The following is a 25,195-nucleotide window of genomic DNA, read 5'->3' as shown; positions in this document are numbered from 1 at the left end:
CGCTGCGGTCCAGCGGGCGGGTGTTGGTGGTGGCTTCGGCGTTGGGGGCGGGTGCGGTTTCAGCGCTGGGGGCGGATGCGACTTCGGCCGCTGCCCCGGGAGCGGCCTCCGGCAAGGACGCGGGCGCGGGCCGCCGCTTCGTCTCGGGCTCGGGCTCTGGCTCTGGCTCTGGCTCTGGCTCGGGCTCGGGCTCGGGCTCGGGCTCGGGCTCGGGCTCGGCTTCGGCCGCTGCCCCGGGAGCGGCCTCCGGCACGGACACGGGCGCGGGCCGCCGCTTCGTCTCGGGCTCGGGCTCTGGCTCGGGCTCTGGCTCGGGCTCGGCTTCGGCCTCTGTTCCGAGCGCGGGGTCCGGCACGGGTGCGGACACGGGCTCCGGCGTGGGCGCGGGTTCAGGCTCCGGCACGGGCGCGGGTTCGGGCGCTGGCGTGGGCGCGAGTTCGGGCGCTGGCGTGGGCCCCCGCTTCAGCTCGGGCTCGGGCCCCGGCTCCAGCTCGGATTCCGGCCCCGGCTCAGACCCGGGCTCGGCCCCAAACCCCGCCCCAGGCCCCCACCCCGACACTGGCCCCGGCCCCGGCGAACGCATCGAGCGGATCACCCCCGCCGAGGCCGCCGCCCGTGACTGGGGGCCGGCGGTGAGCGTCGTGCTCTGTCTCGACGAGTCGCGCGTCCTCTCCCCCGTGCGCACGATCGCCGGGCCGCCGCCAGGGCCCGCCCAGTGGGCGCTGGAAGAGGGCGAGTTCGCCCACCGCGACTCGATGATCACCAAGTTCGAGGTACGGGCGCTGGCGCTGGCCCGACTCGGGCCGCGGCTCGGTGACCACGTGTGGGACATCGGCGCGGGCTCGGGCTCGGTCGCCGTGGAGTGCGCACGGCTGGGGGCCGCCGTGACCGCCGTGGAGAAGACCCTGGACGGCGTGGAGCGGGTCCGCGCCAACGCCGCCGCGCACCGGGTCGACGTGACCGCCGTGCACGGCGCCGCGCCGACCGTGCTGTCCGACCTGCCCGACCCCGACGCCGTGTTCATCGGCGGGGGCGGGCGGGAACTGCCCGCCATCGTGACCGCCTGTGCCCGGCGGGCGCGGCGGTCGGTCGTCGTGGCGATGGCGGCCCTGGACCGGGTTCCGGCGGTCCGGGACGCGCTGGTCGCGGCCGGGCTCGACTGTGACGGCGTACTGCTGCAGTCGTCCCGGCTGGCGCCGCTGCCGGGGGACGTCACCCGGCTCGCGGCGACCAACCCCGTTTTTCTGCTGTGGGGCGTCCGGCCTCCGGTACGTAGTGAAGGAGTTGCTCAGTGATCGGCCTGATTTCCGCGACGGCCGCCGGTTCGGCGGGCTGTCGGCGGGTGGCCTCGGCCTGGCCGGGCCGTACCCGTGTGTACGAGGGCCCCGTGGGGGACGCCGTGCGGCGGGCCTTCGCGGAGTGTGAGCAGCTCGTGTGCTTCCTCGCCACGGGGGCCGTGGTGCGGCTCGTCGCGCCGCTGCTCGTCGACAAGGCGTCCGACCCCGGCATCGTGTGCGTCGACGAGGGCGGGCGGTTCGCGGTGTCCCTGGTCGGGGGCCACGGCGGCGGTGCGAATGAACTCGCCCGTGAGGTCGGCGAGTTGCTCGGTGCCGAGCCTGTCGTGACGACGGCGACCGACTCCGTGGGAGTACCGGGGCTCGACACGCTCGGCCTGCCCGTCGAAGGGGATGTGGCCGGGGTGTCCCGGGCCATGCTGGACGGCGAACCGGTCGCGCTGAACGCCGAGTTGGCCTGGCCACTGCCGCCGCTGCGGGTCGCCGCGGCCGGGGCGTACTCAATTCGCGTCAGTGACACGGCTGTTGAGCCCGCCGAGCGTGAGGTCGTGCTCCGGCCGCCCTCCCTCGTCGTGGGCGTCGGCGCCTCCAAGGGCGCCCCCGTCGACGAGGTGCTCGGGCTCGTCCAGGACGCGCTCCGGGACGCGGGTCTTTCGGTGAGGTCCGTCGCCGAGCTCGCCACCGTGGATGCCAAGGCCGAGGAGCCCGGCATTCTCGGGGCGGCCGAGCGGCTCGGGGTGCCCGTGGTGACGTACGGCGCCGAGGAGTTGGCGGCGGTCGACGTGCCGAACCCCTCGGACGCGCCCCTCGCCGCCGTCGGTACCCCGTCGGTGGCGGAGGCCGCCGCCCTCGTGCGCGGCGGCGAACTCCTCGTCCCCAAGCGCAAGTCGGCCGCGCGGCCCGCGATGGCGACCTGCGCGGTCGTACGCAGGCCCGGGCGCGGGCGGCTCGCGGTGGTCGGACTCGGTCCCGGCGCCCGGGACCTGCTGACGCCCCGCGCGAAGGACGAGTTGCGCCGCGCCTCGGTGCTCGTCGGGCTCGACCAGTACGTCGACCAGATCCGCGACCTGCTCCTGCCGGGCACCCGGATCCTGAAGTCGGGGCTCGGGGCCGAGGAAGAGCGGGCCAGGACGGCCGTCGCCGAGGCCCGGCTCGGGCAGGCGGTCGCGCTGATCGGCAGCGGTGACGCGGGCGTGTACGCGATGGCGTCGCCCGCGCTCGCGGAGGCGTCCGACGACATCGACGTGGTCGGGGTGCCGGGGGTGACCGCCGCGCTCGCGGCCGGGGCGATCCTGGGCGCGCCGCTCGGCCACGACCATGTGTCGATCAGCCTCTCCGACCTGCACACACCGTGGGAGATCATCGAGCGCCGGGTGCGCGCGGCGGCCGAGGCCGACCTCGTCGTCACCTTCTACAACCCGCGCAGCCGCGGTCGCGACTGGCAGCTCCCGAAGGCGCTGACGATCCTTGCTCAGCACCGGAAGCCGACGACGCCCGTGGGAGTCGTACGCAATGCCTCGCGGCCGGACGAATCCAGCCGTGTCACCACCCTCTCGGGACTCGACCCGGCGACGGTGGACATGATGACGGTGGTGACCGTGGGCAACACGGCGACCCGTGAGATCGCCGGCCGCATGGTGACGCCCCGCGGCTACCGCTGGCAGGAGGAACCCAGGTGAGCGCAGTGAGCAGGGTGTTCCCGGAGAACCGGATCGTGCACCCCATCGAGGAGGAGTCCTTCCGGCGGCTGCGGGCCCGTCTGGACACCTCGCACTTCCCGCCCCTGACCCGTGCCGTCGTGGAGCGGGTGATCCACTCCGCGGCCGACCTCGACTACGCGAGCGATCTGGTGACCGACGAGGGCTCGCTGGAGAAGGCCCACCGGGCGCTGCACGACGGGGCGCCCGTCGTCGTGGACGTGGAGATGGTCGCGGCGGGCATCACCCGGCGCGGCACCGTCTGCCGTCTCAAGGACGCCGTGTCCGGCCCGGGGCTGACCCGCTCCGCCCATGCGATCCGGCTCGCGTACGAGCAGGTCGGGCCCGGCGCGCTCTGGGTGATCGGCTGTGCCCCGACCGCGCTGGAGGAGCTCCTCACCCTGGACGCCTCCCCCGCGCTCGTCATCGGGCTGCCCGTCGGGTTCGTCGGCGCGGCCGAGTCCAAGGCCGCGCTGCGCGAGAGCGGGCTGCCCGCCGTGAGCAACGTGTCCGAGAAGGGCGGTTCGGCGGTCGCCGCGGCCGCGCTCAACGCCCTGCTGTACCACCCCGTTTCCCACCCGGTGCCCGACGCCGTTTCCCACCCCGCGCCCGAGGCCGAGTCCCGGGCCGGTTCCCCGTTCGAATCCAAGGAGAAATCGTGACCACCCCCGCCCCCGCCCTGCTCATCGCCGGACACGGCACCCGGGACGACGCGGGTGCCGAGGCCTTCCGCGACTTCGTACGGGAACTGGGCCGCCGCAACCCCGGACTGCCCGTCGCGGGCGGCTTCATCGAGCTCTCCCCGCCGCCGCTCGGCGACGCCGTGACCGAACTGGTCGAGCAGGGCGTGCGCCGGTTCGCGGCCGTCCCGCTGATGCTGGTGTCCGCCGGGCACGCCAAGGGCGACATCCCGGCCGCGCTGAGCCGCGAGAAGGAGCGGCACCCCGGGATCTCGTACACGTACGGGCGTCCGCTGGGCCCGCACCCGGCGTTGCTCGCGGTGCTGGAGCGGCGGCTCGACGAGGCGCTCGGCGGTTCGGCGCGGACCCCCGCGGACCGTGCCGAGGTGACCGTCCTGCTCGTCGGGCGCGGCTCGACCGACCCGGACGCCAACGCCGAAGTGCACAAGGCGGCACGGCTGTTGTGGGAGGGGCGGGGTTACGCGGGCGTGGAGACGGCGTTCGTGTCGCTGGCCGCGCCGGACGTGCCGTCGGGCCTGGACCGCTGTGTGAAGCTGGGCGCGCGCCGGATCGTGGTGCTCCCCTACTTCCTCTTCACGGGTATCCTCCCGAACCGGGTGCGGCAGCAGACCGAGGGGTGGGCGGCCGCGCATCCGGAGACCGACGTGGTCTCCGCCGATGTCATCGGGCCGGAGCCGGAGTTGCTCGACCTGGTCATGGAGCGCTACCGGGAGGCGGTCGAGGGTGATCTGCGGATGAACTGCGACTCCTGCGTCTACCGCATCGCGCTGCCCGGGTTCGAGGACAAGGTGGGGCTCCCCCAGCAGCCGCACTTCCACCCGGACGACGACGGGCACCACCACGGACATCACCATCACGACGGCCACGCACCCTCCCATGCACACTGAGAGGGACGACAGAGACGGCCGGGGCGGACACCACCGCCCCGGCGGCGGACCGGGCGTCGGGGCTCGGGCCACCGGCGGACAGGGTTCCGGTGGACTCGGTGACACGCACGACCTCCGGCACCACGGTGACGCCGAGGTGCGCGACGACGGATCGGCGCTCGTCGACCTCGCGGTGAACGTCCGCGCGGACACTCCGCCGGCCTGGCTGCGTGCGCGGATCGCCGAGTCGCTGACGGGGCTCGCGGCCTACCCGGACGGGCGGGCCGCGCGGGCCGCGGTGGCGGCGCGGCACGGGCTGCCCGTGGAGCGGGTGCTGCTCACGGCGGGTGCGGCCGAGGCCTTCGTGCTGCTGGCGCGTGCTCTGAAGGTCCGTCGCCCCGTGGTCGTGCACCCGCAGTTCACGGAGCCGGAGGCGGCTCTGCGGGACGCGGGGCACACCGTGGACCGGATGCTCCTGCGGGCCGAGGACGGTTTCCGGCTCGACCCGTCGGCCGTCCCCGAGGACGCGGACCTGGTCGTGATCGGCAACCCGACCAACCCGACGTCCGTCCTCCACCCGGCCGCCCTGATCGCCGAACTCGCCCGTCCCGGGCGGACGTTGGTGGTCGACGAGGCGTTCATGGACGCGGTTCCGGACGAGCGGGAGACCCTCGCGGGGCGTACGGACGTGCCGGGTCTGGTGGTGCTGCGCAGCCTCACCAAGACATGGGGTCTCGCGGGGCTGCGCATCGGGTACGTCCTGGCCCCGCCCGAGACGATCGCCGAGCTCGAACGGGCCCAGCCGCTCTGGCCGGTGTCCACGCCCGCGCTCGCGGCCGCCGAGGCCTGTATGACTTCGCGGGCGCTGGCCGAACAGGAGCACGCGGCCCGTCGCGTGGCGATCGACCGGGCCCATCTGGTCGCCGGACTCAGGGAGTTCGCGTCCGACGGCGTCCGTGTCGCGGAGCCCGCCGAGGGTCCCTTCGTCCTCATCGGGCTCCCCGGGGCGGCTGCCGTCCGCGCCCGGCTGCGCCGGCTGGGCTTCGCCGTGCGGCGCGGTGACACGTTCCCGGGGCTCGACGACACCTGGCTGCGCCTGGCGGTGCGCGACCGGGCGACGGTCAACCGCTTCCTCCAGGCACTGGACCAGGCAGTGAGCCTGCGGGACCGCTGACCTCCCCCGGACGCACCGAGCGCGCGAACTCCTGCTTGTCGCCGGTGAGTTCGCGCGCCCGAGCCACTGAGCCCGTCCGAACCGCCGTGCGCATCCGACCGCCGAGGAGGTCCGGACCGCCGTGCGCGCCCGACCGCCGAGGGCGCCCGGGCCTCCCAGCACGTCCGGGCCGCCGAGGGTGTGCTCAGTTCCTCTTGCGGCGGGCCAGTGCGACGGCTCCGCCGCCCGCTGCCAGCAGGGCGACCGCGCCCGCGGCGACGTACGGTGTCGCCGAACTGCCGCCGGTCTCGGCGAGGTTGGCCTCGTCGACGGGCGCGCCCTGTGGCTTCACCTCGGTCGCCGGCTCGACGGGTTCCGCGGACGCGGGTGCGTCCGGTGCCTCGCAGGTGGCCTCGGCGAGGGTGACCGTGCCCTCGACCTCGGCCACGTTCAGCTTCAACGGGTTGATGGACACCTTGAGTTGGAGCGCGGTGGCGGCGGCCGTACGCGAGGTGGTGCGGGTCGACGCCAGGTCGAGGCGCACCTCGCCCACGCCGGGCACCTTCACCTCGGTCGGGCCACCGGCGGTCACCGTGGTCTTCTTGCCGAGGACCGTCACCGCGCCCAGCGGATTGGCGGTGGCGACCGGCTTCTCGCCCGCCACGCAGATCGCCTTCGCGCCGACCTGCTCGATCTCGATGAGGGACAGCAGGGGCAGCCCCGGCACATGCACCTTGGCATGGGCGAGGTTCACCGAGCCCTCGGCCTTCTTCGCGGAGACCTTCGCGCTCGACCGGGCCACCTCCGCGCCCAGTACGGTGAACGGCCGCCCGCCGTCGACCCCGTCCAACGTGGCGGTGAGCGCGGTCTTTTCGGCGCTGCGCGGTGCCTGTACGTCGTTGAGCGAGACCGTGAGCGGGACGTTCACGGACTTGTTGAGCAGGGAGACGTCGAGCCCGGTGCGCAGGACGACGGCACTGGCGCGGCCGTGGTCCTCGGTCGCGTGGGCCGGGCCCGCGCCGGCCAGGACCGCGGGACCCGCGGCCAGGACGGTGGCCACCGCGGTGACGGCGAACCTGCGTGCGGGCATGCGTGCGGGCATGCGGAAAGCGTTGCTGTTCAAGGTGGTGGGACCCCCACGGGAGACAGAACTGGAGACGCGACGCCGCCGGACGCTCCGCTCACGGGGACCTGTGGGGAGCGCCGACGGCGTCGATGCGGGAATCCTTACGCACGGAGAGTGAACAGTCAGCAAGCTGACGGGAGTTCACCCATACGTGGAGTTTCCGTGCGCGTCTTCGAATCGTCCGGCACGCGCGTTCCCCATCTCCACCCGGATGCCCGAATCGGCTCGAACGCGCCGGTTGACGCGCCGGAGCATGCGCGGAAGTGCAGAACGAGCGGGCCCTGCGGACGGTTACGCTCCGTCAACTCGCCGCCCGCCCCGGACAGGTCCTAGCCGACGACCTTGCCGTTCAGCACCACTCGTCGGGGCGCCGCCAGCACCCGTACATCCGCCCGCGGGTCTCCCTCGTACACGACGAGGTCCGCCGGTGCTCCCTCGTCCAGTCCTGGCCGTCCCAGCCAGGCCCGGGCGCCCCACGCCGTCGCCGACAGCGCCTCGATGGGCGGGATCCCGGCGGTCACCAGCTCGGCGACCTCGCCCGCCACCAGGCCGTGCGCGAGCGTGCCGCCCGCGTCGGTGCCGACATACACGGGGACACCGGCGTCGTACGCGGCGCGCACGGTGTCGTAGCGACGCTCGTGCAGCCGTCGCATGTGCGCCGACCAGCGGGGGAACTTGGCCTCGCCGCCGGCCGCGAGCTGCGGGAAGGTGGCGATGTTGACGAGGGTCGGGACGATGGCGACGCCGCGTTCGGCGAAGAGCGGGATGGTGTCCTCGGTCAGGCCGGTGGCGTGCTCGATGCAGTCGATGCCCGCCTCCACCAGGTCCCGCAGGGACTCCTCGGCGAAGCAGTGCGCGGTGACCCGGGCGCCCAGGCGGTGGGCCTCGGCGATCGCGGCCTCGACCTCGGCGCGGGGCCAGCAGGCACCGAGGTCACCCGTCTCACGGTTGAGCCAGTCCCCCACGAGCTTCACCCAGCCGTCGCCCCGGCGGGCCTCCTGGGCGACGTACGCGACGAGGTCGTCCGGCTCGATCTCGTGGGCGAAGCCGCGGATGTAGCGGCGGGTGCGGGCGATGTGGCGGCCTGCCCTGATGATCTTCGGGAGGTCCGCGCGGTCGTCGATCCAGCGGGTGTCCGAGGGCGAGCCCGCGTCGCGGATGAGCAGGGTGCCGGCCTCTCGGTCGGTCAGGGCCTGCTTCTCCGCGATGTCGTCTGCGACGGGGCCGCTGGGGCCGAGGCCCACGTGGCAGTGGGCGTCCACGAGTCCGGGCAGGGCCCAGCCGTTCACTGTGCGGATGTCACGAGCGCCTGGCGGGCGCTCGTAGGTGATTCTGCCGCCGACGACCCAGAGTTCGTCCCGGATGTCGTCGGGGGTGACGAGCACACGGCCCTTTACGTGCAGTACCGCCTGATCACTCATGAGTGCACTTTAGTTCGGCGGCTGCGGGTTGGTTGTGGCTGGTCGCGCAGTTCCCCGCGCCCCTTACGGGGCGCCTGGCTGGTCCGGGGTTTCCTCCTCCACGTCCGCCATTGCCGGGTCCAGTAGGCGGGACAGGAAGTGGCGGGTCCGCTCGTGGGTGGGGTTGGTGATGACCTGGGTCGGGGGGCCGTCCTCGATGACGGTGCCGGCGTCCATGAAGACGACTCGGTCGGCCACCTCGCGGGCGAAGGTCATCTCGTGGGTGACGACCATCATGGTCATGCCCTCGTCGGCGAGCATGCGCATGACGGCGAGGACGTCTCCGACGAGTTCCGGGTCGAGTGCCGAGGTGGGCTCGTCGAAGAGCATCACCTCGGGGCCCATGGCGAGCGCTCGGGCGATGGCGACGCGCTGCTGCTGGCCGCCGGAGAGGGAGGCGGGATACGCGTCCGCCTTCTCGGAGAGGCCGACCCGCCGGAGGTTCTCGGCGGCGACCTTGGCGGCCGCTTCCTTGTCGCGGCCGAGCACCCGGCGCTGCGGCAGCGTGAGGTTCTCGGTCACCGTCAGGTGCGGGAAGAGGTTGAACTGCTGGAAGACCATGCCGATCCGGCGGCGTACGGCGTCGATGTCCACGTCGGGATGGGTCACCTCGGTGCCGCCGACGAAGACCTGGCCCTTGGTGGGCTCTTCGAGGAGGTTCACGCAGCGCAGGAGCGTGGACTTGCCGGAGCCGGAGGGGCCGATGACACACACGACCTCGCCGGAGCGGACCTCCAGGTCGATGCCGCGCAGCACCTCGTTGTCGCCGAACGACTTGTGCAGGCCGCGGACCTGGATCTCCGGCGTGCCGCTCGCGTCCTTCGTGAGGTCCGGGCTGCTCGTAGTGCTCACTTGGTGGCCTCCCCTGCCTTCGCCTCAAGGCGGCGTACGACGAAACCGAGCGGGATCGTGACCAGCAGATAGCACAGGCCCGCCACCAGGATCGGTGTCGAGTTGGCGGTCTCGCTGGCCAGGTCGCGGCCGAACTTGGAGAGTTCGCGCTCCTCCAGGGTGACCCCGAGGAACAGCACCAGCGAGGAGTCCTTGAAGAGGAGCACCAACTCGTTGGTGAGCGGCGGGATCACGATCCGGAACGCCTGCGGAATGATGATCGAGACCATGGCCCGGGCATGTGAGAAGCCCAGCGAACGGGCCGCCTCCATCTGTCCCTTGGGCACGGCCTGGATGCCCGCGCGGATCGTCTCCGCCATGTACGCGGCCGCGACGAGGCCGAGCGCGAGCGCGACCTTTCCGTACGTGCCGCCCGGGATCTCCGTGCCGGGGAACGCCAACGGCACGGCGACGCCGACGAAGATGAAGATCAGCAGGGCGGGCAGTCCGCGGAAGATCTCGATGTAGATGCCGGCCAGCCAGCGGTACGGCCCCACGGAGGACAGCCGCATCAGGGCGACGACCACACCGAGGGCGAGGCCGAAGACGAAGCCGGACACCGTGTAGAGGACGGTGTTCTTCAGCGCCAGCGTGATGATGTCCGGGAACATCCGCTCGGCCAGGTCGACTTGAGCGAACTGGTTCTGCAGCTGCCCCCAGTCGGCCGAGACGCCGAGGGCGACCAGTGCGGCGACGAACACCGCGTACTGGACGCCGCGCGACACGGCCCGCTTCTGACGTCTGGTCAGACCGCTTCTGCGGGGCTGGACTTCGGTATCCGTCCCACTCATGAGGCGGCGGACGGGGAAGCGGAGGCGGCGTCCTCGTCGTATGGGCCGATCCACTTCTCGTACAGCTTCTTGTAGGTGCCGTCGGACTTCGCGTCCGCCAGCGCGTTGTTGATGGCGTCGGCGAGCTTGGTGTTGCCCTTCTTCACCGTGAAGCCGTACTCCTCACCGGTGTTGATGTTGTCGGCGACCTGGAAGGCGTCCGCGTTGGCCTTGTCCTTCAGCCAGCCCTGGACGACCGGGTAGTCGATGACGACGGCCTTGACCTGGCCGGTGCGCAGGCCGTTGAGGAGGGCGTCGGAGGACTCGAAGGAGACCGGGTCGAGGCCCTTGCTCTTCGCGAACTCCTCACCGGTGGTCTGCGCCTGGGCGCCGACCTTCTTGCCCTTGAGGTCGGCGAAGGAGGAGATGCCGCTCTTCTTGTCGGCGAGGACGGCCTGGGTGGCCTCGAAGTACGGGTCGGAGAAGTCGACGTTCTTCTTGCGCTCGTCGGTGATCGTCATGCCGGCCGCGGCGAGGTCGCACTGGCCGGCGTTGAGGGACCCGCCGGTCTTGAAGTTCTCGAAGGGCTGGTCGAGGATCTCCTGCTTCACGCCCAGGTCCTTGGCGACCAGGTCGATGATCGAGACGTCGAAGCCCTGCACCTTGCCGTCGATCTCCGACTGGAACGGCGGGTACGGCAGGTGCGTGCAGGTGGTGAGCTGCCCGCCCTTCACCAGTTCGACCCCGTTCGCGGTGGTCTTCTTGCCCCCGTCGTCGTCCGAAGAACAGCCGGCGACGAGCAGCAGCCCGGCCGTCGCGGTGGTGGCGGCCAGCATGCGGGACCGGCGCCCGAGGACCATCTTCACGGGGGTTGACCTCCTGTGGGGGAACTGTGGCTTCTGATTATAAGGAAAGGTTTGAGGCTCTCAAACCATTCCCATGGCCATTGAGCCGTCCGGCCTCAGAAGTCATCGGTGGGGTGGGCGGGGAACCGCCCGTTACGCTCGTGTGCGTCTACCCCGTGAGCGCCATCCGTGAACAGCGCCATCCGTGAACGAAGAGAGCACTGCTGTGACCCACCCCTTCCTGGACCTGGCACCGCTGAGCGCCGCGCACTTCGCGTCGATCGAGGACCGCGTGGCGCGGCTGCTCTCCACCGAGCAGGACGTACTGATCACCCAGGGCGAGGCGCTGCTGCCGCTGGAGGGCGCCATCCGCGGCGCCGCCGGCCCCGGTACGACCGCTCTCAACGTGATCACCGGTCCGTACGGGCAGACGTTCGGCGACTGGCTGAGGGACTGCGGTGCGACGGTGCACGACCTGGCCGTCCCCTTCCACACGGCGGTCACGGCCGCGCAGGTCCGGGAGGCCTTCGCCGAGCACCCGGAGATCGACTTCGTCTCGCTCGTCCACGCGGAGGCCGCCACCGGCAACACCAACCCGGTCGCGGAGATCGGCGAGGTCGTACGGGCTCACGGCGCCCTGTTCTATCTGGACGCGGTGGCGTCGATCGGCGCGGAGCCGGTGCTGCCGGACGCGTGGGGCGTGGACCTGTGTGTGATCGGCGCCCAGAAGGCGATGGGCGGGCCGGCGGGGGTCTCCGCGGTCTCGGTGAGCTCCCGGGCCTGGGCCCGGATGTCCGCCAACCCGCACGCTCCGCGCCGCTCCTACCTCTCGCTCCTGGACTGGAAGGAGCGCTGGATCGACACCGGGCGCAGGGCGCTGCTGCACGCCCCGGCCCAGTTGGAGATGCTCGCGCTGGAGGCGTGCGTGGTCCGTATCGAGGAGGAGGGGCTCGACACGGTGATGGCCCGCCATGCGGCGGCCGCGGCGGCCACCCGGGCGGGGGCGCTCACGCTGGGCGGGGTGTCGAGCCGTATGTGTACGAGGACTCGGCGGCGGCTCCGGTCGCCACGACGTTGCGTACGCCGGTGGGGGTCGATGCCTCCGCGGTGGTGGCCAGGGCGCTGGCCTCCGACCCGACGTTGCCGCTCGCCGCGGGTGGGGGTGCCCTGGCCAAGGAGATGATCCGGGTCAACCACTACGGCCCCGCGGCGACGCCGGACTCCGTCCGGTCCTGCCTCACCGCGCTGCGCGCCGCGCTGGCCGAGGCCTGATTCCGTCTGCGGGCCGGTGGGGGCTGGTCGCGCAGTTCCCGCGTCCCTGAAAGACAAAAGCAGGGGCGCAGCCCCGCTTCAGGGGCGCGGGGAACTGCGCGAGCAACCCCCACCGGCCCCGCGGAATGAACTCAGGCGGTTGAACGTTCACGTACGAAAGCGGGGGCCGCCTCCGCATCCGTCCGTACGAGTCGAAAGAGCAGAACACATGCGCGTCGAGATCTGGAGCGACATCGCCTGCCCATGGTGCTACGTGGGCAAGGCCCGCTTCGAGAAGGCGCTCGACGCCTTCCCGCACCGCGACGACATCGAGGTGGTGCACCGCTCCTTCGAGCTCGACCCGGGGCGCGCCAAGACGGACATCCAGCCGGTGATCAGGATGCTCACCAAGAAGTACGGCATGAGCGAGGCGCAGGCGCAGGCCGGTGAGGAGAACCTCGGCACGCAGGCGGCCGCCGAGGGTCTTGAGTACCGCACCCGGGACCGCGACCACGGCAACACCTTCGACATGCACCGGCTGCTGCACCTGGCGAAGGAGCGGGGCCGGCAGGACGAGCTGATCCAGATCTTCTACAAGGCGAACTTCGCCGAGGAGCGGTCCGTCTTCGGCGACGACGAGCGGCTCGTGGAGCTGGCCGTCACCGCCGGGCTCGACGCCGACGAGGCCCGCAAGGTGCTCGCCGACCCGGCCGCGTACGCCGACGAGGTCCGCGCCGACGAGCGCGAGGCGGCCGAGCTGGGCGCGAACGGCGTGCCGTTCTTCGTCCTCGACCGGAAGTACGGCGTCTCCGGCGCCCAGCCCGCCGAGGTCTTCGCGCAGGCCCTGGAGCAGGCATGGGGCAGCCACTCCCCGCTGAAGCTGATCCAGCAGGACGACGCCGAGGCGTGCGGCCCCGACGGATGTGCGGTGCCGCAGAACTGACGGGGACGGCAAAAGCGCAGGTCGGGGCGTATCCATAAGCGTTGCTTGGTGAGACCACGTAGAAGTCGGCAATGGACGGGGAGATGCCCGGGCCGCAGAGTGGTCCCATGGAGACCTTCGAGACTCTCGTCCGTGCCGAGTTCGCCGCGAAGAACACCTATCTCAACACCGCGAGCACCGGGCTGCTCCCGGCCCGCGCGGTCGACGCCATGCGGGCCGGCGTCGAGTCCGTGGCGGCCGGGCAGCCGCAGGACATGTTCGCCGACGTGGAGGCGGCCCGCGCCGCCTTCGCCCGCCTCGTCGGAGTCCCGGACCGCCGGGTCGCGGCCGGGGCGTCCGTCGCCGTCTACAGCGGACTGATCGCCGCCTCGCTGCCCGAGGGCGCCGAAGTCCTCACCGCCGAGGCCGACTTCACCTCCGTGGTGAACCCCTTCCACATGCGCCGCGACCTCAAGGTGCGCACCGTGCCGCTGGAGCGGATCGCCGAGTCGGTGCGCCCGGGCACCGCGCTCGTCGCGGTCAGCGCCGCCCAGTCCGCGGACGGCCGGATCGTCGATCTGCCGGCGCTGCGCGAGGCGGCACGCGAGCACGGGACCCGTACGTACATCGACGCGTCCCAGGCCACCGGATGGCTGCCCGTCGAGGCGGACGCGTACGACTATGTGTCCTCCGTCGCCTTCAAGTGGCTCGTCTGCCCGCGGGGCGTGGCTTTCCTGGTCGTTCCGGAGGACCTGGGCGGACTGAACCCGATCTTCGCGGGCTGGGTCGCGGGAGAGCACCCCTGGGACAGCTGCTACGGGCCGGTCGAGGAACTCGCCCACTCCGCGCGGCGGTTCGACGAGAGCCCGAGCCTCTTCTCGTACGCGGGCGCCCGTCACTCGCTGGAGCTGATCGAGGAGTTGGGCGTGGACGCCGTGCACGCCCATGACCTCGCCCTCGCCGACCGCTTCCGCGCGGGCCTGGCCGGCCTGGGGCAGGAGCCGGTTCCGGCGCCGGGATCGGCGATCGTCTCCGTGCCCGGACTCGGCCACAGGCAGCCGGAGTTGAGCCGGGCGGGGATCGAGGTCTCCGACCGCGCGGGCAACTTGAGGGCGGCGTTCCACCTGTACAACACGGCCGCGGATGTCGATCGTCTGCTGGACGTCCTGTCGGACTGATTGCCGGACCCACTGGCGCGGGGTCCTCGGGGACGCTAGGAAGGGCATCACGAGGTGGTGGTGCCGGTGGAGCCAACTCTCCACAAGTCCGAACGGCCGCCCGCGGATGCGGAGTTGCATCGGCGGCTGGTGTACGGCGACGAGTCCGCGTTGTCCGAGGCCTACGCGGCGTACGGCGGGCTCGTGCGGAGGATCGCCGGGCGCGTCACGAACAGCCCCGCGGCCGCCGAGGACGTGGCGCAGGAGGTCTTCGCCCAGCTGTGGAGCAGGCCGTACGCGTTCGACGCGCGCCGGGGTTCGCTGCGCACCTGGCTGTCGGTGCTCGCGCACCGGCGGGCCGTGGACTGGGTGCGCAGCGAGGCCCGGCACCGCAAGGCCGCCGGGGCGGACGACTCCGCGCTGCACGCCATCCCCGACACCGGGCCCGGGCCCGACGAGGCAGTCGTCGACCGCGAGCGCTCGCTGCTGCTGCACTCCGCGCTGGCCGAACTCCCGCAGCCGCAGCGGGAGGTGGTGCACCTCGCCTACTTCGCGGGCCGCACCTACCGCCAGGCCGCCGTCGAGCTCGGCATTCCGGAGGGCACCGCCAAGACCCGCTTACGGTCCGCGCTGCGCAAGTTGGCCGAGACTTTGGCCGAGCCGCCGGATCCGGCGTGGGAAAGGGGCGCATGATGGCGACAGGGGAAGGAGGCGTCCGGTGACCGACGACCACGACGGTGTGCCCGAGCTGCTGGCCGCCTGGGCCTTCGGCGCGCTGCAGCCCGCGGACGAGAAGGCGGTACCGGCGCACCTGGCCGGCTGCGAGAGCTGTGCGGCGGAGGCTGAACGGCTCCGCGAGACCGTACGGCTGCTGGACGTGTCACCGGGGACGGCCGCCGCCGGCAACGGATCACCCGCCGCGCGGAACGGTTCGGCCGCGGTCTCGCGGAACGGTTCGGCCCCCGGAGTGACGGGCGGCGGCTCCGCGGGAGCCTCCGTCGGTGGTCCGGCCGGAGCGGACGGTGTGCTGGCCCTCGCCCTGCGGTCCCGGCCCGCCTTGCCGCGGGTCGCCGCGCACGCGGCCCCGTACGCGGCCGCCGTCGCCGGACTGCGCGCGCTGCTGCGGGAGGTGGACGGCCACGGGCCGTGGGGCACGCCCGTCGTGCACGACTGGGACGTCCGCGACACCGTCGGCCATCTGATCGCCGCCGACGAGCAACTGGCCGTGCGCCTGGGCCTGCAGAGCCACACTCCGCCCTCACGGACCACCGAGGACACACCGTGGGAGGAGGCCTGGAACACGCGGACCGCCGACGTCATCGCGTACGAGCGGACGCGCGACCCTCAGGAGACGGTGGCCACGTGGGCCGCTCGGGCCGCCGCGCTGCTGGCCACGCCCGAGGCCGTGGATCCCGAACCGGCCGCGCGCGCGACGACGTTGATGGGTGTACGGCTGCCGGTCTCCGACCACTTCGTCGTGCGCGCCTTCGAGACGTGGATCCACTCGGACGACATCGGCCGCGCACTCGGTCTCGCCGTGCCGCCGCCCCCGGACGCCCATCTGTGGCAGCTGGTCCGGCTGGCCGTCCGCGTCCTCGGCATGGCGCTGGGGCCCACGGCACCGCCGGTGCTGTTCGCGGTGACCTCCGGCGAGAGTTCCACCGAGTGGGTGCTCGGCTCCGAGGACGAGGCGGTCCGGGGTGAACTCGTCCTGGACGCCGTGGACTTCTGCCTGCTCATGGGCGGCCGGTACACACCCGACGAGGTGCCGAGGGGAGTCGCGGGCGACGAGGACGCCGTGGGCAACGTACTGGAGCGGGCGGCCGCCCTGTCCTGGCTGTAGCCGTAGCCGTCCTGGCTGCCGCTCCTACGAGTCCTGGGCGGGACAGCCCCCCGTCTCGGTGCAGAGGTTCGCCTCGATCCGGGAGAGGAGACCGGCGAGCTGGGTCCGCTCGGCCGGGCTCAGGCCCGCGAGGGCGCGCTCTTCGAGGCCGGCCCAGGCGAGTGTGACCTCGTCGAGCAGTCCGCAGCTCTTCTCGGTCGCCTCGACGAGCACCGCGCGCCGGTCCTTCGGATCCGGGCTGCGGGTCACGTGCCCGGACTGCTCAAGGCGCTGGAGCATCTTCGTGACCGTGGACGGATCGAGGTCGACCGCCTTGATGAGGTCCGACTGACGCACCGCGCCCCGGTCCCACAGGTGCATCATCACGAACTCCTGCCCGGGGTAGAGCCCGGCCCCGCGCAGCAGCCTGGCCGCGGTCGTGCGGTGCAGCCGGGCGACCCGTGAGATGGCGTGGCTGACCGGGCCGCCGCGGGCGGCGGAGGGCAGCTTGTCGATACAGAGGGGGTCGGCCTGCGGGGCCGCGACCTCCTGGCTGGCACTCATCTCGGCTCCCGGGTTCGTGAGGACGTGCTGTCCACCGTACGTCCCACCGCCTCCCCCGCCCTCTCGCGCCGTCTCCCGGCCGTCTTCCGGCCTTCCCCCACCGAGATTACCTTGGTCGGCCAAGGAATGGTTTAGGGTGGCTCTCGGTTCAGATGATTGGCCGACCACATAAATCTTTTCCTGGAGCTGTTGTGACCACTGCGTACGACCCCATCGACCTGTCCGGCACACCCCTCGCCAACCGCATCGCCATGGCGCCGATGACCCGCAGCAGGGCGGGCGAGGGCGGTGCCCCCACCGACCTCAACGTCGAGTACTACGCCCAGCGCGCCTCCGCGGGGCTGATCATCACCGAGGGCATCCAGCCGTCCGCGGTCGGCCAGGGCTACCCGGACACCCCGGGCCTGCACAGTGCCGAGCAGATCGCCGGCTGGCGGAAGGTGACCGACGCCGTGCACGCCGCCGGCGGCCGGATCTTCGCGCAGCTCATGCACGCGGGCCGGATCGGCCACCCCAGCCTGCTGCCCGAGGGACTCGTCAACGTCGGCGCGTCACCCGTGCCGGCCCAGGGGCAGGTCTACACCCACGAGGGTCCCCTCGACTTCATCACCCCGCGCGAGCTCACCGGCGACGAGGTCCGCGCCACCGTCGAGGAGTTCGTGACCGCTGCTCGGGGCGCCATCGAGGCGGGCTTCGACGGCGTCGAACTGCACGGCGCCAACGGTTACCTGATCCATCAGTTCCTCGCCCCCGGCTCCAACCACCGCACCGACGAGTGGGGCGGCTCCGTCGAGAACCGCATACGGTTCGCCGTCGAGACCGTGAAGGCCGTCGCCGCCGAGATCGGTGCCGGGCGCACCGCCATCCGGCTCTCGCCCGGCAACCCGTACAACGACATCAAGGAGCCCGAGCCGGAGTCGACGTACACCGCGCTGGTGGCCGAGCTGGAGCCGCTGGACCTCGCGTATCTGCACATCACCGAGGCGGTCGAGATGCGTGAGCTGACCCTCGCGCTGCGCAAGCGGTTCAGCGGGACCCTCGTGCTGAACCCGGCCACCGAGGGGCCGACCGGGCCGGAGTCCCTGACGCTCGTCGAGGACGGCGTCGCCGATCTCGTCGCGTACGGCCAGCTGTTCCTGGCCAACCCGGACCTGCCCGCCCGTCTGCGGACCGGCGGTCCGTTCAACGAGCCCGACGGAGCGACGTTCTTCGGCGGGGACGCGAAGGGCTACACGGACTACCCGGCGCTGTAAGGCAGTTGGCCCGGTTCCCGTCTCGTACGAGACGGGAACCGGGCCGATCGCCCATGGGCGCAGGTCACTTCACCGGGTGTCACTTCACCGGGGTGAAGTCCCTCGCTCCGATGAACTCGGGCCGGCGCACCGGGGCCGAGAACGGCTCCACCGCCGTGTTCTCCACGCTGTTGAACACGATGAAGACGTTCGAGCGCGGGAACGGCGTGATGTTGTCGCCCGAGCCGTGCATGCAGTTGCAGTCGAACCAGGTGGCCGAGCCGGCCTTGCCCGTGAAGAGCTTGATGCCGTGCTTGGACGCGAACTTGGTGAGCGCCTCGCCCGAGGGCGTGCCCGCGTCCTGCATCTGCAGCGACTTCTTGTAGTTGTCCTCCGGCGTGGCTCCGGAACAGCCGAGGAACGTGTGGTGCGACCCCGGCATGATCATGAGGCCGCCGTTGGTGTCGTGGTTCTCCGTCAGCGCGATCGAGACGGACACCGTCCGCATGTTCGGCAGACCGTCCTCGGCGTGCCAGGTCTCGAAGTCCGAGTGCCAGTAGAAGCCGCTCGCACCGAAGCCGGGCTTGACGTTGATCCGCGACTGGTGGACGTACACGTCCGAGCCGAGGATCTGCCGGGCGCGGCCGACCACACGCTCGTCGCGTACGAGCTGGGCGAAGATCTCGCTGATCCTGTGGACCTCGAAGACCGAGCGGATCTCCTGCGACTTCGGCTCCACGATCGAGCGCTCGTCGGCACGGATCGCCGGGTCCGACACCAGACGCTCCAGCTCCGCGTGGTAGAGCGCGACCTCGTCGTCGCCGATGATCCGGTCGACGGCGAGGAAACCGTCACGCTCGTACGACTGCAGGTCGGCCCCGGGGATCGGTCCCGGCGTGCCGGGCTCGCTCCAGACGACCGGGTCCTGCCGGGGCACGGACACCTCGCTGGTGCCGCGGCTGGGATACAGGTCGGTGATGGTCGTCATCGGTTCAGACCTCCTCGGGCTCGGTCAGCAGGGGGTAGACGCCGTTCTCGTCATGGTCCTCCCGTCCGGTCACCGGCGGATTGAAGACACAGATGCAGCGGAAGTCCTCCTTGATCCGCATCGTGTGCCTCTCGTGCCCGTCGAGGAGGTACATGGTTCCCGGCGTGATCGTGTACTTCTCGCCGGTCTCGTCGTCGGTGAGTTCGGCCTCGCCCTCCACGCAGACGACGGCCTCGATGTGGTTCGCGTACCACATCGACGTCTCGGTACCCGCGTAGAGGATCGTCTCGTGCACGGAGAAGCCGACCCTCTCCTTGGCGAGGACGATGCGCTTGCTCTCCCAGGTACCCGACGCCGATTTCACGTGTCGGTCAGTGCCTTCGATCTCCTTGAACGAACGGACTATCACGGTGCTGCGAAGCCTCCTTCAGGCTGATGTGCGGTTGGTGCGGTGGGTGTGGCCGCTGTGGTTCAGGGGCCGTTCAGGGGTGGTTCAGGCGGTCTCGCGGACGGCGCGGGCGAGGATGCGCAGGCCCTCGTCCAGTTCCTCGGGGGTGATGGTGAGCGCCGGGAGGAGTTTCACGACCTCGCTCTCCGGGCCCGACGTCTCGATGAGCAGGCCGAGTTCGAAGGCCCGCTTGGCGATGAGGCCCGCGCGCGCCTTGTCGTGGAACTCCATGCCCCAGACCAGGCCCCGGCCGCGGTACTCCTTGACGTCGGCGAGGTTCTCCTCGGTGATCGAGATGAACGCCTCCTCGACCTGCTCACCACGGGCGCGCGTCTGCTTCTCCATGGCGGAGCCGTCGGCCCAGTACGTCTCCAGCGCGGCGGCGGCCGTCACGAACGCGGGGTTGTTGCCGCGGAACGTGCCGTTGTGCTCGCCCGGCTCCCAGATGTCCAGCTCGGGCTTGAACAGGCACAGGGACATGGGCAGTCCGTAGCCGCTGATGGACTTGGAGACGGTGACGATGTCGGGGGTGATGCCCGCCTCCTCGAAGGAGAAGAACGCCCCGGTCCGGCCGCAGCCCATCTGGATGTCGTCGACGATCAGCAGCATGTCCTGGCGCTCGCACAGCTCGGCGAGGGCGCGCAGCCACTCGGGGCGGGCGACGTTGATGCCGCCCTCGCCCTGCACGGTCTCGACGATCACCGCGGCGGGCTTGTTGAGACCGGAGCCCTGGTCCTCCAGGAGCCGCTCGAACCAGAGGAAGTCCTCGACCTTGCCCTCGAAGTAGTTGTCGAAGGGCATCGGTGTGCCGTGCACGAGCGGGATGCCGGCGCCGGCCCGCTTGAAGGCGTTGCCGGTCACGGCGAGCGAGCCGAGCGACATCCCGTGGAAGGCGTTGGTGAAGGAGACGATCGACTCCCGTCCCTTGACCTTCCGGGCCAGCTTCAGCGCGGACTCGACGGCGTTGGTGCCGGTCGGGCCCGGGAACATGACCTTGTACGGCAGGTCGCGGGGCCGCAGCACCAGGTTCTGGAACGACTCCAGGAAGCCGCGCTTCGCGGTCGTCGACATGTCGAGACCGTGTGTGACGCCGTCGCGTTCCAGGTAGTCGATGAGGGCGCGTTTCAGTACGGGGTTGTTGTGCCCGTAGTTCAGTGATCCGGCGCCGGCGAAGAAGTCGAGGTACTCGTGGCCGTCCTCGTCGAACATTCGGCTGCCCTGCGCGCGGTCGAAGACGGTGGGCCAGGCGCGGCAGTAGCTGCGCACCTCCGACTCCAGAGTCTCGAAGACGCTCAGGTCGGGCTGGGTGATGCTCACGGAGTTGCTCCTCAAGGCGTGGGGGGTTCGTCAGTGCGACAGGGGGCCGATGCGGTACAGCACCTCTGGGTCGTGCGGTCCGTCGGGGAAGTGCGCTGTGTCGAACAGGACCTCACGCTCGACGGTCGCTCCATGGCGTCCGGCGTACGACGTGAACAGCCGCTCGGAGGCGGTGTTGCCCGGGGTGATGGTGGTCTCGACGGTGGTCAGCTCGTGTGTGCGGGCGATCCGCAGGGTCAGTCCGTCGAGGAGCGCGGCGGCGAGGCCGCGTCCGCGCTGTTCCGCGTCGACGGCCACCTGCCACACGAGAAGCGTGTGAGGGCGCTCGGGCCGGATGTAGCCGGTGACGAAGGCGACCGGCTCGCCGTCGGCCGTGCGCGCCACCGCGGAGGTGCCGGCGAAGTCACGGCACCACAGCAGGTAGCTGTAGGAGGAGTTCAGGTCGAGGTTCCCGGAGTCCTTGGCAATGCGCCAGAGTGCGGCTCCGTCCACCACGTGCGGACGGTCGATCCGCAGCCCTTCCGGCATTTCCAGGAATTCCGCTTGCAGGTCTGCTTGTGCGGCGGTCATGCGGATTGAATTTACCCAGCGAAAGTTCAAATTGCATCGCCGGAGGGGGTTACGTCGACGCGCCCGTTGTGTTATCACGCGGGCGCGGACGCCGCGTAGCACCCGACGGAAGCCGCCACTTTATCCCGAAAACAAGTGACAAACCGGGCGCCTTGTGTGTTGCGTCACAGCCGCGTAATCACCACGAGATCTGCCCGAATTAAGAGGTTGGCGTTCGCGAAATCTTAGCGTTTAGGTTCGGAGAAAGCGGGCAGAAGAATACGGGAAGCTGTGCTGAATAAGCACCCGAAAAGAGCCCGGAATAGCCACCCGAATAATCCGATCCGGAATTCCCCGATCCCCCACGGCCCCGCTGGTCAGACGCCTGTGACGGGGCCGGGGCTCAGGTGCCGTCCCGGAGGTCCGCCGGCCAGTCCGGGCGGTATTCGATGTGGTCGTAGGTGACCACACAGCCCTCGCCCATCGGGGACTGGGTCATGAAGCCGATCAGGGCGGCGCCGGTCTCCTTCTCGTCGGCCAGGGTGAAGAGGCGGACGAAGGTCCAGCGCTTGCCGTCCCGCGACGCGTGGAAGGCGAAGGCGCGGCCGGTGCGGCTGATCCTCAGCCAGACCGAGCTGCCGTCCACCGTGAAGGAGTTGGCGTCGTCGGAGTGGCCCCGGGTGACGACCGTGCAGACGGTGGGCACATCCGGCGAGTTCTCCAGGCAGAGCTTGGCCCAGGCCCGCTCGCCCACATGCACGTACAGCACACCCGCGTCGAAGGCCCCGGCGAAACCGACCGTGACCCGGGCGATGAGCTGGAAGTCCCCCTCCGGCGACCCGAGCAGCCGGGGGGCGTCGGACGCGGGGTCAAGTCCCTCGTCGGTCGGCGGCACGAACCGGTCCTGCCGCGCGCCCGCCCACCCGGTGAGCACCCCGTCCTCGTACGACCAGTGCCCGTCGGGCCCGTACGTCCGGAAAGAAAAGGGAAGTCCAGGAAGTTCCAAGTCCATCCCCCGAGTCTGTCAGGTCCACCCCCACGCCCCGAAAGGGGCGCGGGGTCCTTCAGGGGCGCCCCTTGGGGGCGCGGGGAACTGCGCGACCAGCCACAACCGGCCCGCGGCTCACACACGACCCCGACAACAGCGAACCCAGCGGAGCGCTACCGCTCCAGACGGCCGTCAAAGCGCCGCGGCAACCCCAACGGGTTGTCGTCACGGAGCTCCGCCGGCAACAGCGCCTCCGGCGTGTTCTGGTACGCCACCGGCCGCAGCCACCGCTCGATGGCCGTACCGCCGACCGACGTGGACGTGGAGGTGGTCGCCGGGTACGGCCCTCCGTGATGCTGGGCGGGCGCGACGGCGACACCGGTCGGCCACGCGTTGACCAGGACGCGACCGGCGAGCGGCGTCAGCTCGGCGAGGATCTCCGCACCGCGTCCCTCACCGGCGGTCTCCTCCGTGGAGAGGTGGACGGTCGCGGTGAGGTTGCCGGGCAGCCGCGCGAGCACCGCGTTCGCCTCGGCCTCGTCCTCGTAGCGCGCGACGACGGTGACCGGCCCGAAGCACTCCTCGAGGAGCAGGTCGTACTCGCCCTCGCTCGCGAGCCGCTCGGCCGGAACCGTCAGGAAGCCCGGGCTCACCGTGTGCTCGCTGCCCGCGCCCGGGGTCACCGGGGCGTCCACGTCCGGGAGTTCGGCCCGCTCGGCGACCCCCGCGACGAAGTTGTCGCGCATGCGGTGGTCCAGGAGAACGCCCGCGTCCGTGTCGCTCACCGCGTCCGTCAGCGACTTGACCAGCCGGTCACCGGACGCGCCGGCGGGCGCCAGCACCAGACCCGGCTTCACGCAGAACTGGCCGACGCCCAGCGTCATGGAGCCCGCGAGGCCCGTACCGATCGCCTCGGCGCGCTCGGCGGCCGCGGCCTCGGTGACGACGACGGGGTTCAGGGAGCCCAGCTCGCCGTGGAAGGGGATCGGCGCGGGGCGGGCGGCCGCCGCGTCGAAGAGGGCGCGTCCGCCGCGTACCGAACCGGTGAATCCGGCGGCCGTGACCAGCGGGTGCCTGACCAGCTCGACGCCCGCGTCGAAGCCGTGCACCAGGCCGAGGACACCGTCCGGGATGTCGTGCTGGGCGGCGGCCCGGCGCAGGACGGACGCGACCAGCTCGGACAGGCCCGGGTGGTCGGGGTGCGCCTTGACGACGACCGGGCAGCCCGCGGCGAGCGCGCTCGCGGTGTCGCCGCCGGGCACGGAGAAGGCGAAGGGGAAGTTCGAGGCCGAGTAGACGGCGACGACGCCCAGCGGCACCTTGTAGCGGCGCAGGTCCGGGATCGGCGGGGTGGCGGTGTCGTCGGGGTGGTTGATCACCACACCGAGGAACTCGCCCTCGTCCACGATGTCCGCGAAGGCCCGCAACTGGTAGCAGGTGCGGGCGAGCTCGCCGGTGAGCCGGACCGGACCGAGCGCGGTCTCCGCGTCCGCGGCCTCGACCAGGTGCTCCTTGGCCCCTTCGAGCTGGTCGGCCGCGGAGCGCAGGAAGGCCGCACGGACGGTGCGGTCGGCGAGTGCTCCCCGGGCGGCATGGGCCGCGCGGACGGCCGCGTCCACCTCCTGGGCTGTGGCTTCCACCGCAACCTGCTCGCGCTGCTTCCCGGTTCGGGGGTCGACACTCCAGACTGGTGCTGCTGCCACCGCGGGTCCCTCCAGATGTAATGCCGCAGTACATGTGCCACTCACCAGCGGCGTTCGATATGCTGAACGCTGTCTCTGGTGGTGAATATGCTGTGGAGACTATTTCCCGGCCAACTAGGGGGTCAAGGCGATGTCGGCAGTCGAGACGGGCGGCGGGGCACAAGTCAAGTCCGCGGTGCGGACGGTTGAATTGCTGGAGTACTTCGCCGGACGCCCGGGCATGCACTCCCTGGCCGCCGTGCAGGAGGCCGTCGGGTACCCCAAGTCCAGTCTCTACATGCTCCTGCGGACCCTCGTCGAGCTCGGCTGGGTCGAGACGGACGCGACGGGCACGCGGTACGGCATCGGCGTACGGGCCCTGCTCGTCGGTACGTCGTACATCGACGGCGACGAGGTCGTAGCGGCCGCGCGGCCGACCCTGGACCGCCTCTCCGACGACACCACGGAGACCATCCACCTGGCGCGCCTCGACGGCACGAACGTCGTCTACCTCGCGACCCGCCAGTCCCAGCACTACCTGCGCCCCTTCACGCGCGTGGGCCGCCGGCTGCCCGCGCACTCCACGTCCCTCGGCAAGGCGCTGCTCGCCACACACACCGACGAGCAGGTACGGAAGCTGCTCCCGGAGACGCTCCCCGCGCTGACCGAGCACACGATCACCGACCGGGAGAAGCTCATCGAGGAACTGCACCAGGTGCGGGAGCAGGGGTTCGCGGTGGACCGCGAGGAGAACACGCTGGGGCTGCGCTGCTTCGGCGTCGCGATCCCCTACCGGACTCCCGCCCGGGACGCGATCAGCTGCTCCGTGCCGGTGGCGCGGCTGACGCCCGCGCACGAGCAGATGGTGAAGGACGCGCTGTTCGACGCGCGGGACCGGCTGACTCTCGCCACCCGGAGGCTCTGACATGGCTGACTTTTCCGGCGCTTCTGGCGTACCTGGCGTACCTGGCGGAGAGGTCGTGCTCCGTGAGGTCCACGACAGCGATCTGCCCGTGTTCTTCCGGCAGATGATGGATCCCGAGTCGGTGCGGATGGCCGCGTTCACCGCGAAGGACCCTACGGACCGGGACGCGTTCGACGCCCACTGGAAGCGGATCCGCGCCCTGCCCGACGTCGTCAACCGTACGATCCTCGTCGACGGGGACGTGGTCGGCAGCGCGGCGGTGTACGGCTCGCCCGGCGAGCGCGAAGTGACGTACTGGATCGATCGGGCGTACTGGGGGCGGGGGATCGCCACGGGGGCCTTGCTGGCGCTGCTCGATGCGGTGTCCGAGCGTCCGTTGTTCGCTCGGGCGGCGGCGGACAATGTGGGGTCGTTGCGGGTGCTGGAGAAGTGTGGGTTTCGCGTCTCCGGGCAGGACCGGGGGTTCGCGAACGCGCGGGGTGAGGAGATCGACGAGGTTGTGCTGACACTGGAGGGGTGAAGCTCCGCCGAGGTGCCGTTCGGGCG

At 71.4% G+C, this 25,195-nt stretch carries 23 protein-coding genes and 2 pseudogenes; 13 read left to right on the top strand and 12 right to left on the bottom strand.

Annotation, left to right across the window (positions count from 1 at the left end; all coding sequences use genetic code 11):
- Positions 1–575: 575 nt before the first annotated feature.
- The 5 genes and pseudogenes from cbiT to cobC all read left to right on the top strand — a co-directional run.
- Positions 576–1,295 (top strand): annotated as a pseudogene (gene cbiT, locus JEQ17_RS50225) (precorrin-6Y C5,15-methyltransferase (decarboxylating) subunit CbiT); the annotation flags it as partial.
- Positions 1,292–2,974, top strand: a complete 1,683-nt coding sequence (gene cobJ, locus JEQ17_RS35680; RefSeq protein WP_200399101.1) for a precorrin-3B C(17)-methyltransferase — start codon at positions 1,292–1,294, stop codon at positions 2,972–2,974. The pseudogene cbiT and the gene cobJ, both read left to right, overlap by 4 nt.
- A gap of 5 nt (positions 2,975–2,979) precedes the next feature.
- On the top strand, positions 2,980–3,654 hold the full coding sequence (locus tag JEQ17_RS35675) for a precorrin-8X methylmutase (protein ID WP_234048814.1): 675 nt from the start codon (positions 2,980–2,982) through the stop codon (positions 3,652–3,654).
- Positions 3,651–4,580 (top strand): sirohydrochlorin chelatase, encoded by a 930-nt coding sequence (locus JEQ17_RS35670; protein WP_200399100.1) that lies wholly within the window; start codon positions 3,651–3,653, stop codon positions 4,578–4,580. The genes JEQ17_RS35675 and JEQ17_RS35670 overlap by 4 nt, the downstream gene beginning before the upstream one ends.
- The gene (cobC, locus tag JEQ17_RS35665) at positions 4,570–5,733 is read left to right on the top strand and encodes an Rv2231c family pyridoxal phosphate-dependent protein CobC (RefSeq protein ID WP_200399099.1); all 1,164 of its coding nucleotides are present in this window, start codon (positions 4,570–4,572) and stop codon (positions 5,731–5,733) included. Before JEQ17_RS35670 ends, cobC begins: the two co-directional genes overlap by 11 nt.
- A 184-nt stretch (positions 5,734–5,917) precedes the next feature.
- On the opposite strand, the gene JEQ17_RS35660 is transcribed toward cobC, so the two are convergent.
- From JEQ17_RS35660 to JEQ17_RS35640, 5 genes are all read right to left on the bottom strand, one after another.
- The gene (locus JEQ17_RS35660) at positions 5,918–6,814 is read right to left on the bottom strand and encodes an SCO1860 family LAETG-anchored protein (protein WP_234048492.1); all 897 of its coding nucleotides are present in this window, start codon (positions 6,812–6,814) and stop codon (positions 5,918–5,920) included.
- Positions 6,815–7,167: 353 nt separating this feature from the next.
- Positions 7,168–8,259 (bottom strand): amidohydrolase family protein, encoded by a 1,092-nt coding sequence (locus JEQ17_RS35655; RefSeq protein WP_200399098.1) that lies wholly within the window; start codon positions 8,257–8,259, stop codon positions 7,168–7,170.
- Between the two features lie 63 nt (positions 8,260–8,322).
- Positions 8,323–9,150: an amino acid ABC transporter ATP-binding protein gene (locus JEQ17_RS35650; RefSeq protein ID WP_325176301.1), complete on the bottom strand. Its 828-nt coding sequence runs from the start codon at positions 9,148–9,150 to the stop codon at positions 8,323–8,325.
- Positions 9,147–9,980, bottom strand: a complete 834-nt coding sequence (locus JEQ17_RS35645; RefSeq protein ID WP_200399097.1) for an amino acid ABC transporter permease — start codon at positions 9,978–9,980, stop codon at positions 9,147–9,149. Before JEQ17_RS35645 ends, JEQ17_RS35650 begins: the two co-directional genes overlap by 4 nt.
- Entirely contained in the window at positions 9,977–10,825 is an 849-nt protein-coding gene (locus JEQ17_RS35640) for a transporter substrate-binding domain-containing protein (RefSeq protein ID WP_200399096.1), read from the bottom strand. The genes JEQ17_RS35645 and JEQ17_RS35640 overlap by 4 nt, the downstream gene beginning before the upstream one ends.
- A gap of 205 nt (positions 10,826–11,030) precedes the next feature.
- On the opposite strand from JEQ17_RS35640, the pseudogene JEQ17_RS35635 reads away from it, so the two are divergent.
- From JEQ17_RS35635 to JEQ17_RS35615, 5 genes and pseudogenes are all read left to right on the top strand, one after another.
- Positions 11,031–12,076: pseudogene (locus tag JEQ17_RS35635) on the top strand (pyridoxal-phosphate-dependent aminotransferase family protein).
- Between the two features lie 208 nt (positions 12,077–12,284).
- Positions 12,285–12,998, top strand: a complete 714-nt coding sequence (locus tag JEQ17_RS35630) for a DsbA family oxidoreductase (RefSeq protein ID WP_200399095.1) — start codon at positions 12,285–12,287, stop codon at positions 12,996–12,998.
- A gap of 107 nt (positions 12,999–13,105) precedes the next feature.
- A complete protein-coding gene (locus JEQ17_RS35625) occupies positions 13,106–14,155 on the top strand; it encodes an aminotransferase class V-fold PLP-dependent enzyme (protein WP_234048491.1) in 1,050 nt (349 codons plus the stop codon).
- 54 nt (positions 14,156–14,209) lie between these two features.
- The gene (locus tag JEQ17_RS35620) at positions 14,210–14,827 is read left to right on the top strand and encodes an RNA polymerase sigma factor (RefSeq protein ID WP_055616448.1); all 618 of its coding nucleotides are present in this window, start codon (positions 14,210–14,212) and stop codon (positions 14,825–14,827) included.
- A gap of 25 nt (positions 14,828–14,852) precedes the next feature.
- Entirely contained in the window at positions 14,853–15,977 is a 1,125-nt protein-coding gene (locus tag JEQ17_RS35615; RefSeq protein ID WP_200399093.1) for a maleylpyruvate isomerase family mycothiol-dependent enzyme, read from the top strand.
- A 24-nt stretch (positions 15,978–16,001) separates the two neighbouring features.
- Here the strand turns inward: JEQ17_RS35615 and JEQ17_RS35610 are convergent, their stop codons facing one another.
- Positions 16,002–16,520 (bottom strand): MarR family winged helix-turn-helix transcriptional regulator, encoded by a 519-nt coding sequence (locus JEQ17_RS35610; RefSeq protein WP_200399092.1) that lies wholly within the window; start codon positions 16,518–16,520, stop codon positions 16,002–16,004.
- 191 nt (positions 16,521–16,711) lie between these two features.
- On the opposite strand from JEQ17_RS35610, the gene JEQ17_RS35605 reads away from it, so the two are divergent.
- Positions 16,712–17,773 (top strand): alkene reductase, encoded by a 1,062-nt coding sequence (locus JEQ17_RS35605; protein ID WP_200399091.1) that lies wholly within the window; start codon positions 16,712–16,714, stop codon positions 17,771–17,773.
- A 79-nt stretch (positions 17,774–17,852) separates the two neighbouring features.
- On the opposite strand, the gene thpD is transcribed toward JEQ17_RS35605, so the two are convergent.
- From thpD to JEQ17_RS35575, 6 genes are all read right to left on the bottom strand, one after another.
- Entirely contained in the window at positions 17,853–18,740 is an 888-nt protein-coding gene (gene thpD, locus JEQ17_RS35600) for an ectoine hydroxylase (protein WP_200399090.1), read from the bottom strand.
- A 4-nt stretch (positions 18,741–18,744) separates the two neighbouring features.
- Complete coding sequence (locus JEQ17_RS35595) at positions 18,745–19,149, bottom strand: ectoine synthase (protein WP_200399089.1); 405 nt, start codon at positions 19,147–19,149, stop codon at positions 18,745–18,747.
- A gap of 84 nt (positions 19,150–19,233) precedes the next feature.
- Positions 19,234–20,505, bottom strand: a complete 1,272-nt coding sequence (ectB, locus tag JEQ17_RS35590; protein WP_200399088.1) for a diaminobutyrate--2-oxoglutarate transaminase — start codon at positions 20,503–20,505, stop codon at positions 19,234–19,236.
- Positions 20,506–20,535: 30 nt separating this feature from the next.
- Positions 20,536–21,075: a diaminobutyrate acetyltransferase gene (ectA, locus tag JEQ17_RS35585; protein ID WP_190230211.1), complete on the bottom strand. Its 540-nt coding sequence runs from the start codon at positions 21,073–21,075 to the stop codon at positions 20,536–20,538.
- A gap of 382 nt (positions 21,076–21,457) precedes the next feature.
- Positions 21,458–22,066, bottom strand: coding sequence for a DUF1349 domain-containing protein (locus JEQ17_RS35580; protein ID WP_200399087.1), 609 nt, complete (start codon positions 22,064–22,066; stop codon positions 21,458–21,460).
- Positions 22,067–22,215: 149 nt separating this feature from the next.
- Entirely contained in the window at positions 22,216–23,745 is a 1,530-nt protein-coding gene (locus JEQ17_RS35575; protein WP_200399086.1) for an aldehyde dehydrogenase (NADP(+)), read from the bottom strand.
- Between the two features lie 130 nt (positions 23,746–23,875).
- Between JEQ17_RS35575 and JEQ17_RS35570 the strand changes: the two genes are divergently transcribed.
- Positions 23,876–24,649 carry an IclR family transcriptional regulator gene (locus tag JEQ17_RS35570; RefSeq protein WP_055616458.1) on the top strand — a complete coding sequence of 258 codons (774 nt, stop codon included), beginning with the start codon at positions 23,876–23,878 and terminating at the stop codon, positions 24,647–24,649.
- Position 24,650: 1 nt separating this feature from the next.
- Positions 24,651–25,169 carry a GNAT family N-acetyltransferase gene (locus JEQ17_RS35565; RefSeq protein ID WP_200399085.1) on the top strand — a complete coding sequence of 173 codons (519 nt, stop codon included), beginning with the start codon at positions 24,651–24,653 and terminating at the stop codon, positions 25,167–25,169.
- Positions 25,170–25,195 lie beyond the last annotated feature (26 nt).

The sequence above is a fragment of the Streptomyces liliifuscus genome (genome assembly GCF_016598615.1).
Classification (GTDB): domain Bacteria; phylum Actinomycetota; class Actinomycetes; order Streptomycetales; family Streptomycetaceae; genus Streptomyces; species Streptomyces liliifuscus.
The sequence above is the reverse complement of the archived record's forward strand: the minus strand, read 5'-3'. Positions and strand labels throughout refer to the sequence as shown.

What these genes read in the sequence shown, in the direction of transcription:
- cobC (WP_200399099.1), top strand. Translation starts at nt 4,570, where the DNA reads ATGCACACTGAGAGGGACGACAGAGACGGCCGGGGCGGACACCACCGC.
- JEQ17_RS35660 (WP_234048492.1), bottom strand. Translation starts at nt 6,814, where the DNA reads ATGCCCGCACGCATGCCCGCACGCAGGTTCGCCGTCACCGCGGTGGCC.
- JEQ17_RS35655 (WP_200399098.1), bottom strand. Translation starts at nt 8,259, where the DNA reads ATGAGTGATCAGGCGGTACTGCACGTAAAGGGCCGTGTGCTCGTCACC.
- JEQ17_RS35645 (WP_200399097.1), bottom strand. Translation starts at nt 9,980, where the DNA reads ATGAGTGGGACGGATACCGAAGTCCAGCCCCGCAGAAGCGGTCTGACC.
- JEQ17_RS35630 (WP_200399095.1), top strand. Translation starts at nt 12,285, where the DNA reads ATGCGCGTCGAGATCTGGAGCGACATCGCCTGCCCATGGTGCTACGTG.
- JEQ17_RS35625 (WP_234048491.1), top strand. Translation starts at nt 13,106, where the DNA reads ATGGAGACCTTCGAGACTCTCGTCCGTGCCGAGTTCGCCGCGAAGAAC.
- JEQ17_RS35610 (WP_200399092.1), bottom strand. Translation starts at nt 16,520, where the DNA reads ATGAGTGCCAGCCAGGAGGTCGCGGCCCCGCAGGCCGACCCCCTCTGT.
- thpD (WP_200399090.1), bottom strand. Translation starts at nt 18,740, where the DNA reads ATGACGACCATCACCGACCTGTATCCCAGCCGCGGCACCAGCGAGGTG.
- ectA (WP_190230211.1), bottom strand. Translation starts at nt 21,075, where the DNA reads ATGACCGCCGCACAAGCAGACCTGCAAGCGGAATTCCTGGAAATGCCG.
- JEQ17_RS35580 (WP_200399087.1), bottom strand. Translation starts at nt 22,066, where the DNA reads ATGGACTTGGAACTTCCTGGACTTCCCTTTTCTTTCCGGACGTACGGG.
- JEQ17_RS35570 (WP_055616458.1), top strand. Translation starts at nt 23,876, where the DNA reads ATGTCGGCAGTCGAGACGGGCGGCGGGGCACAAGTCAAGTCCGCGGTG.
- JEQ17_RS35565 (WP_200399085.1), top strand. Translation starts at nt 24,651, where the DNA reads ATGGCTGACTTTTCCGGCGCTTCTGGCGTACCTGGCGTACCTGGCGGA.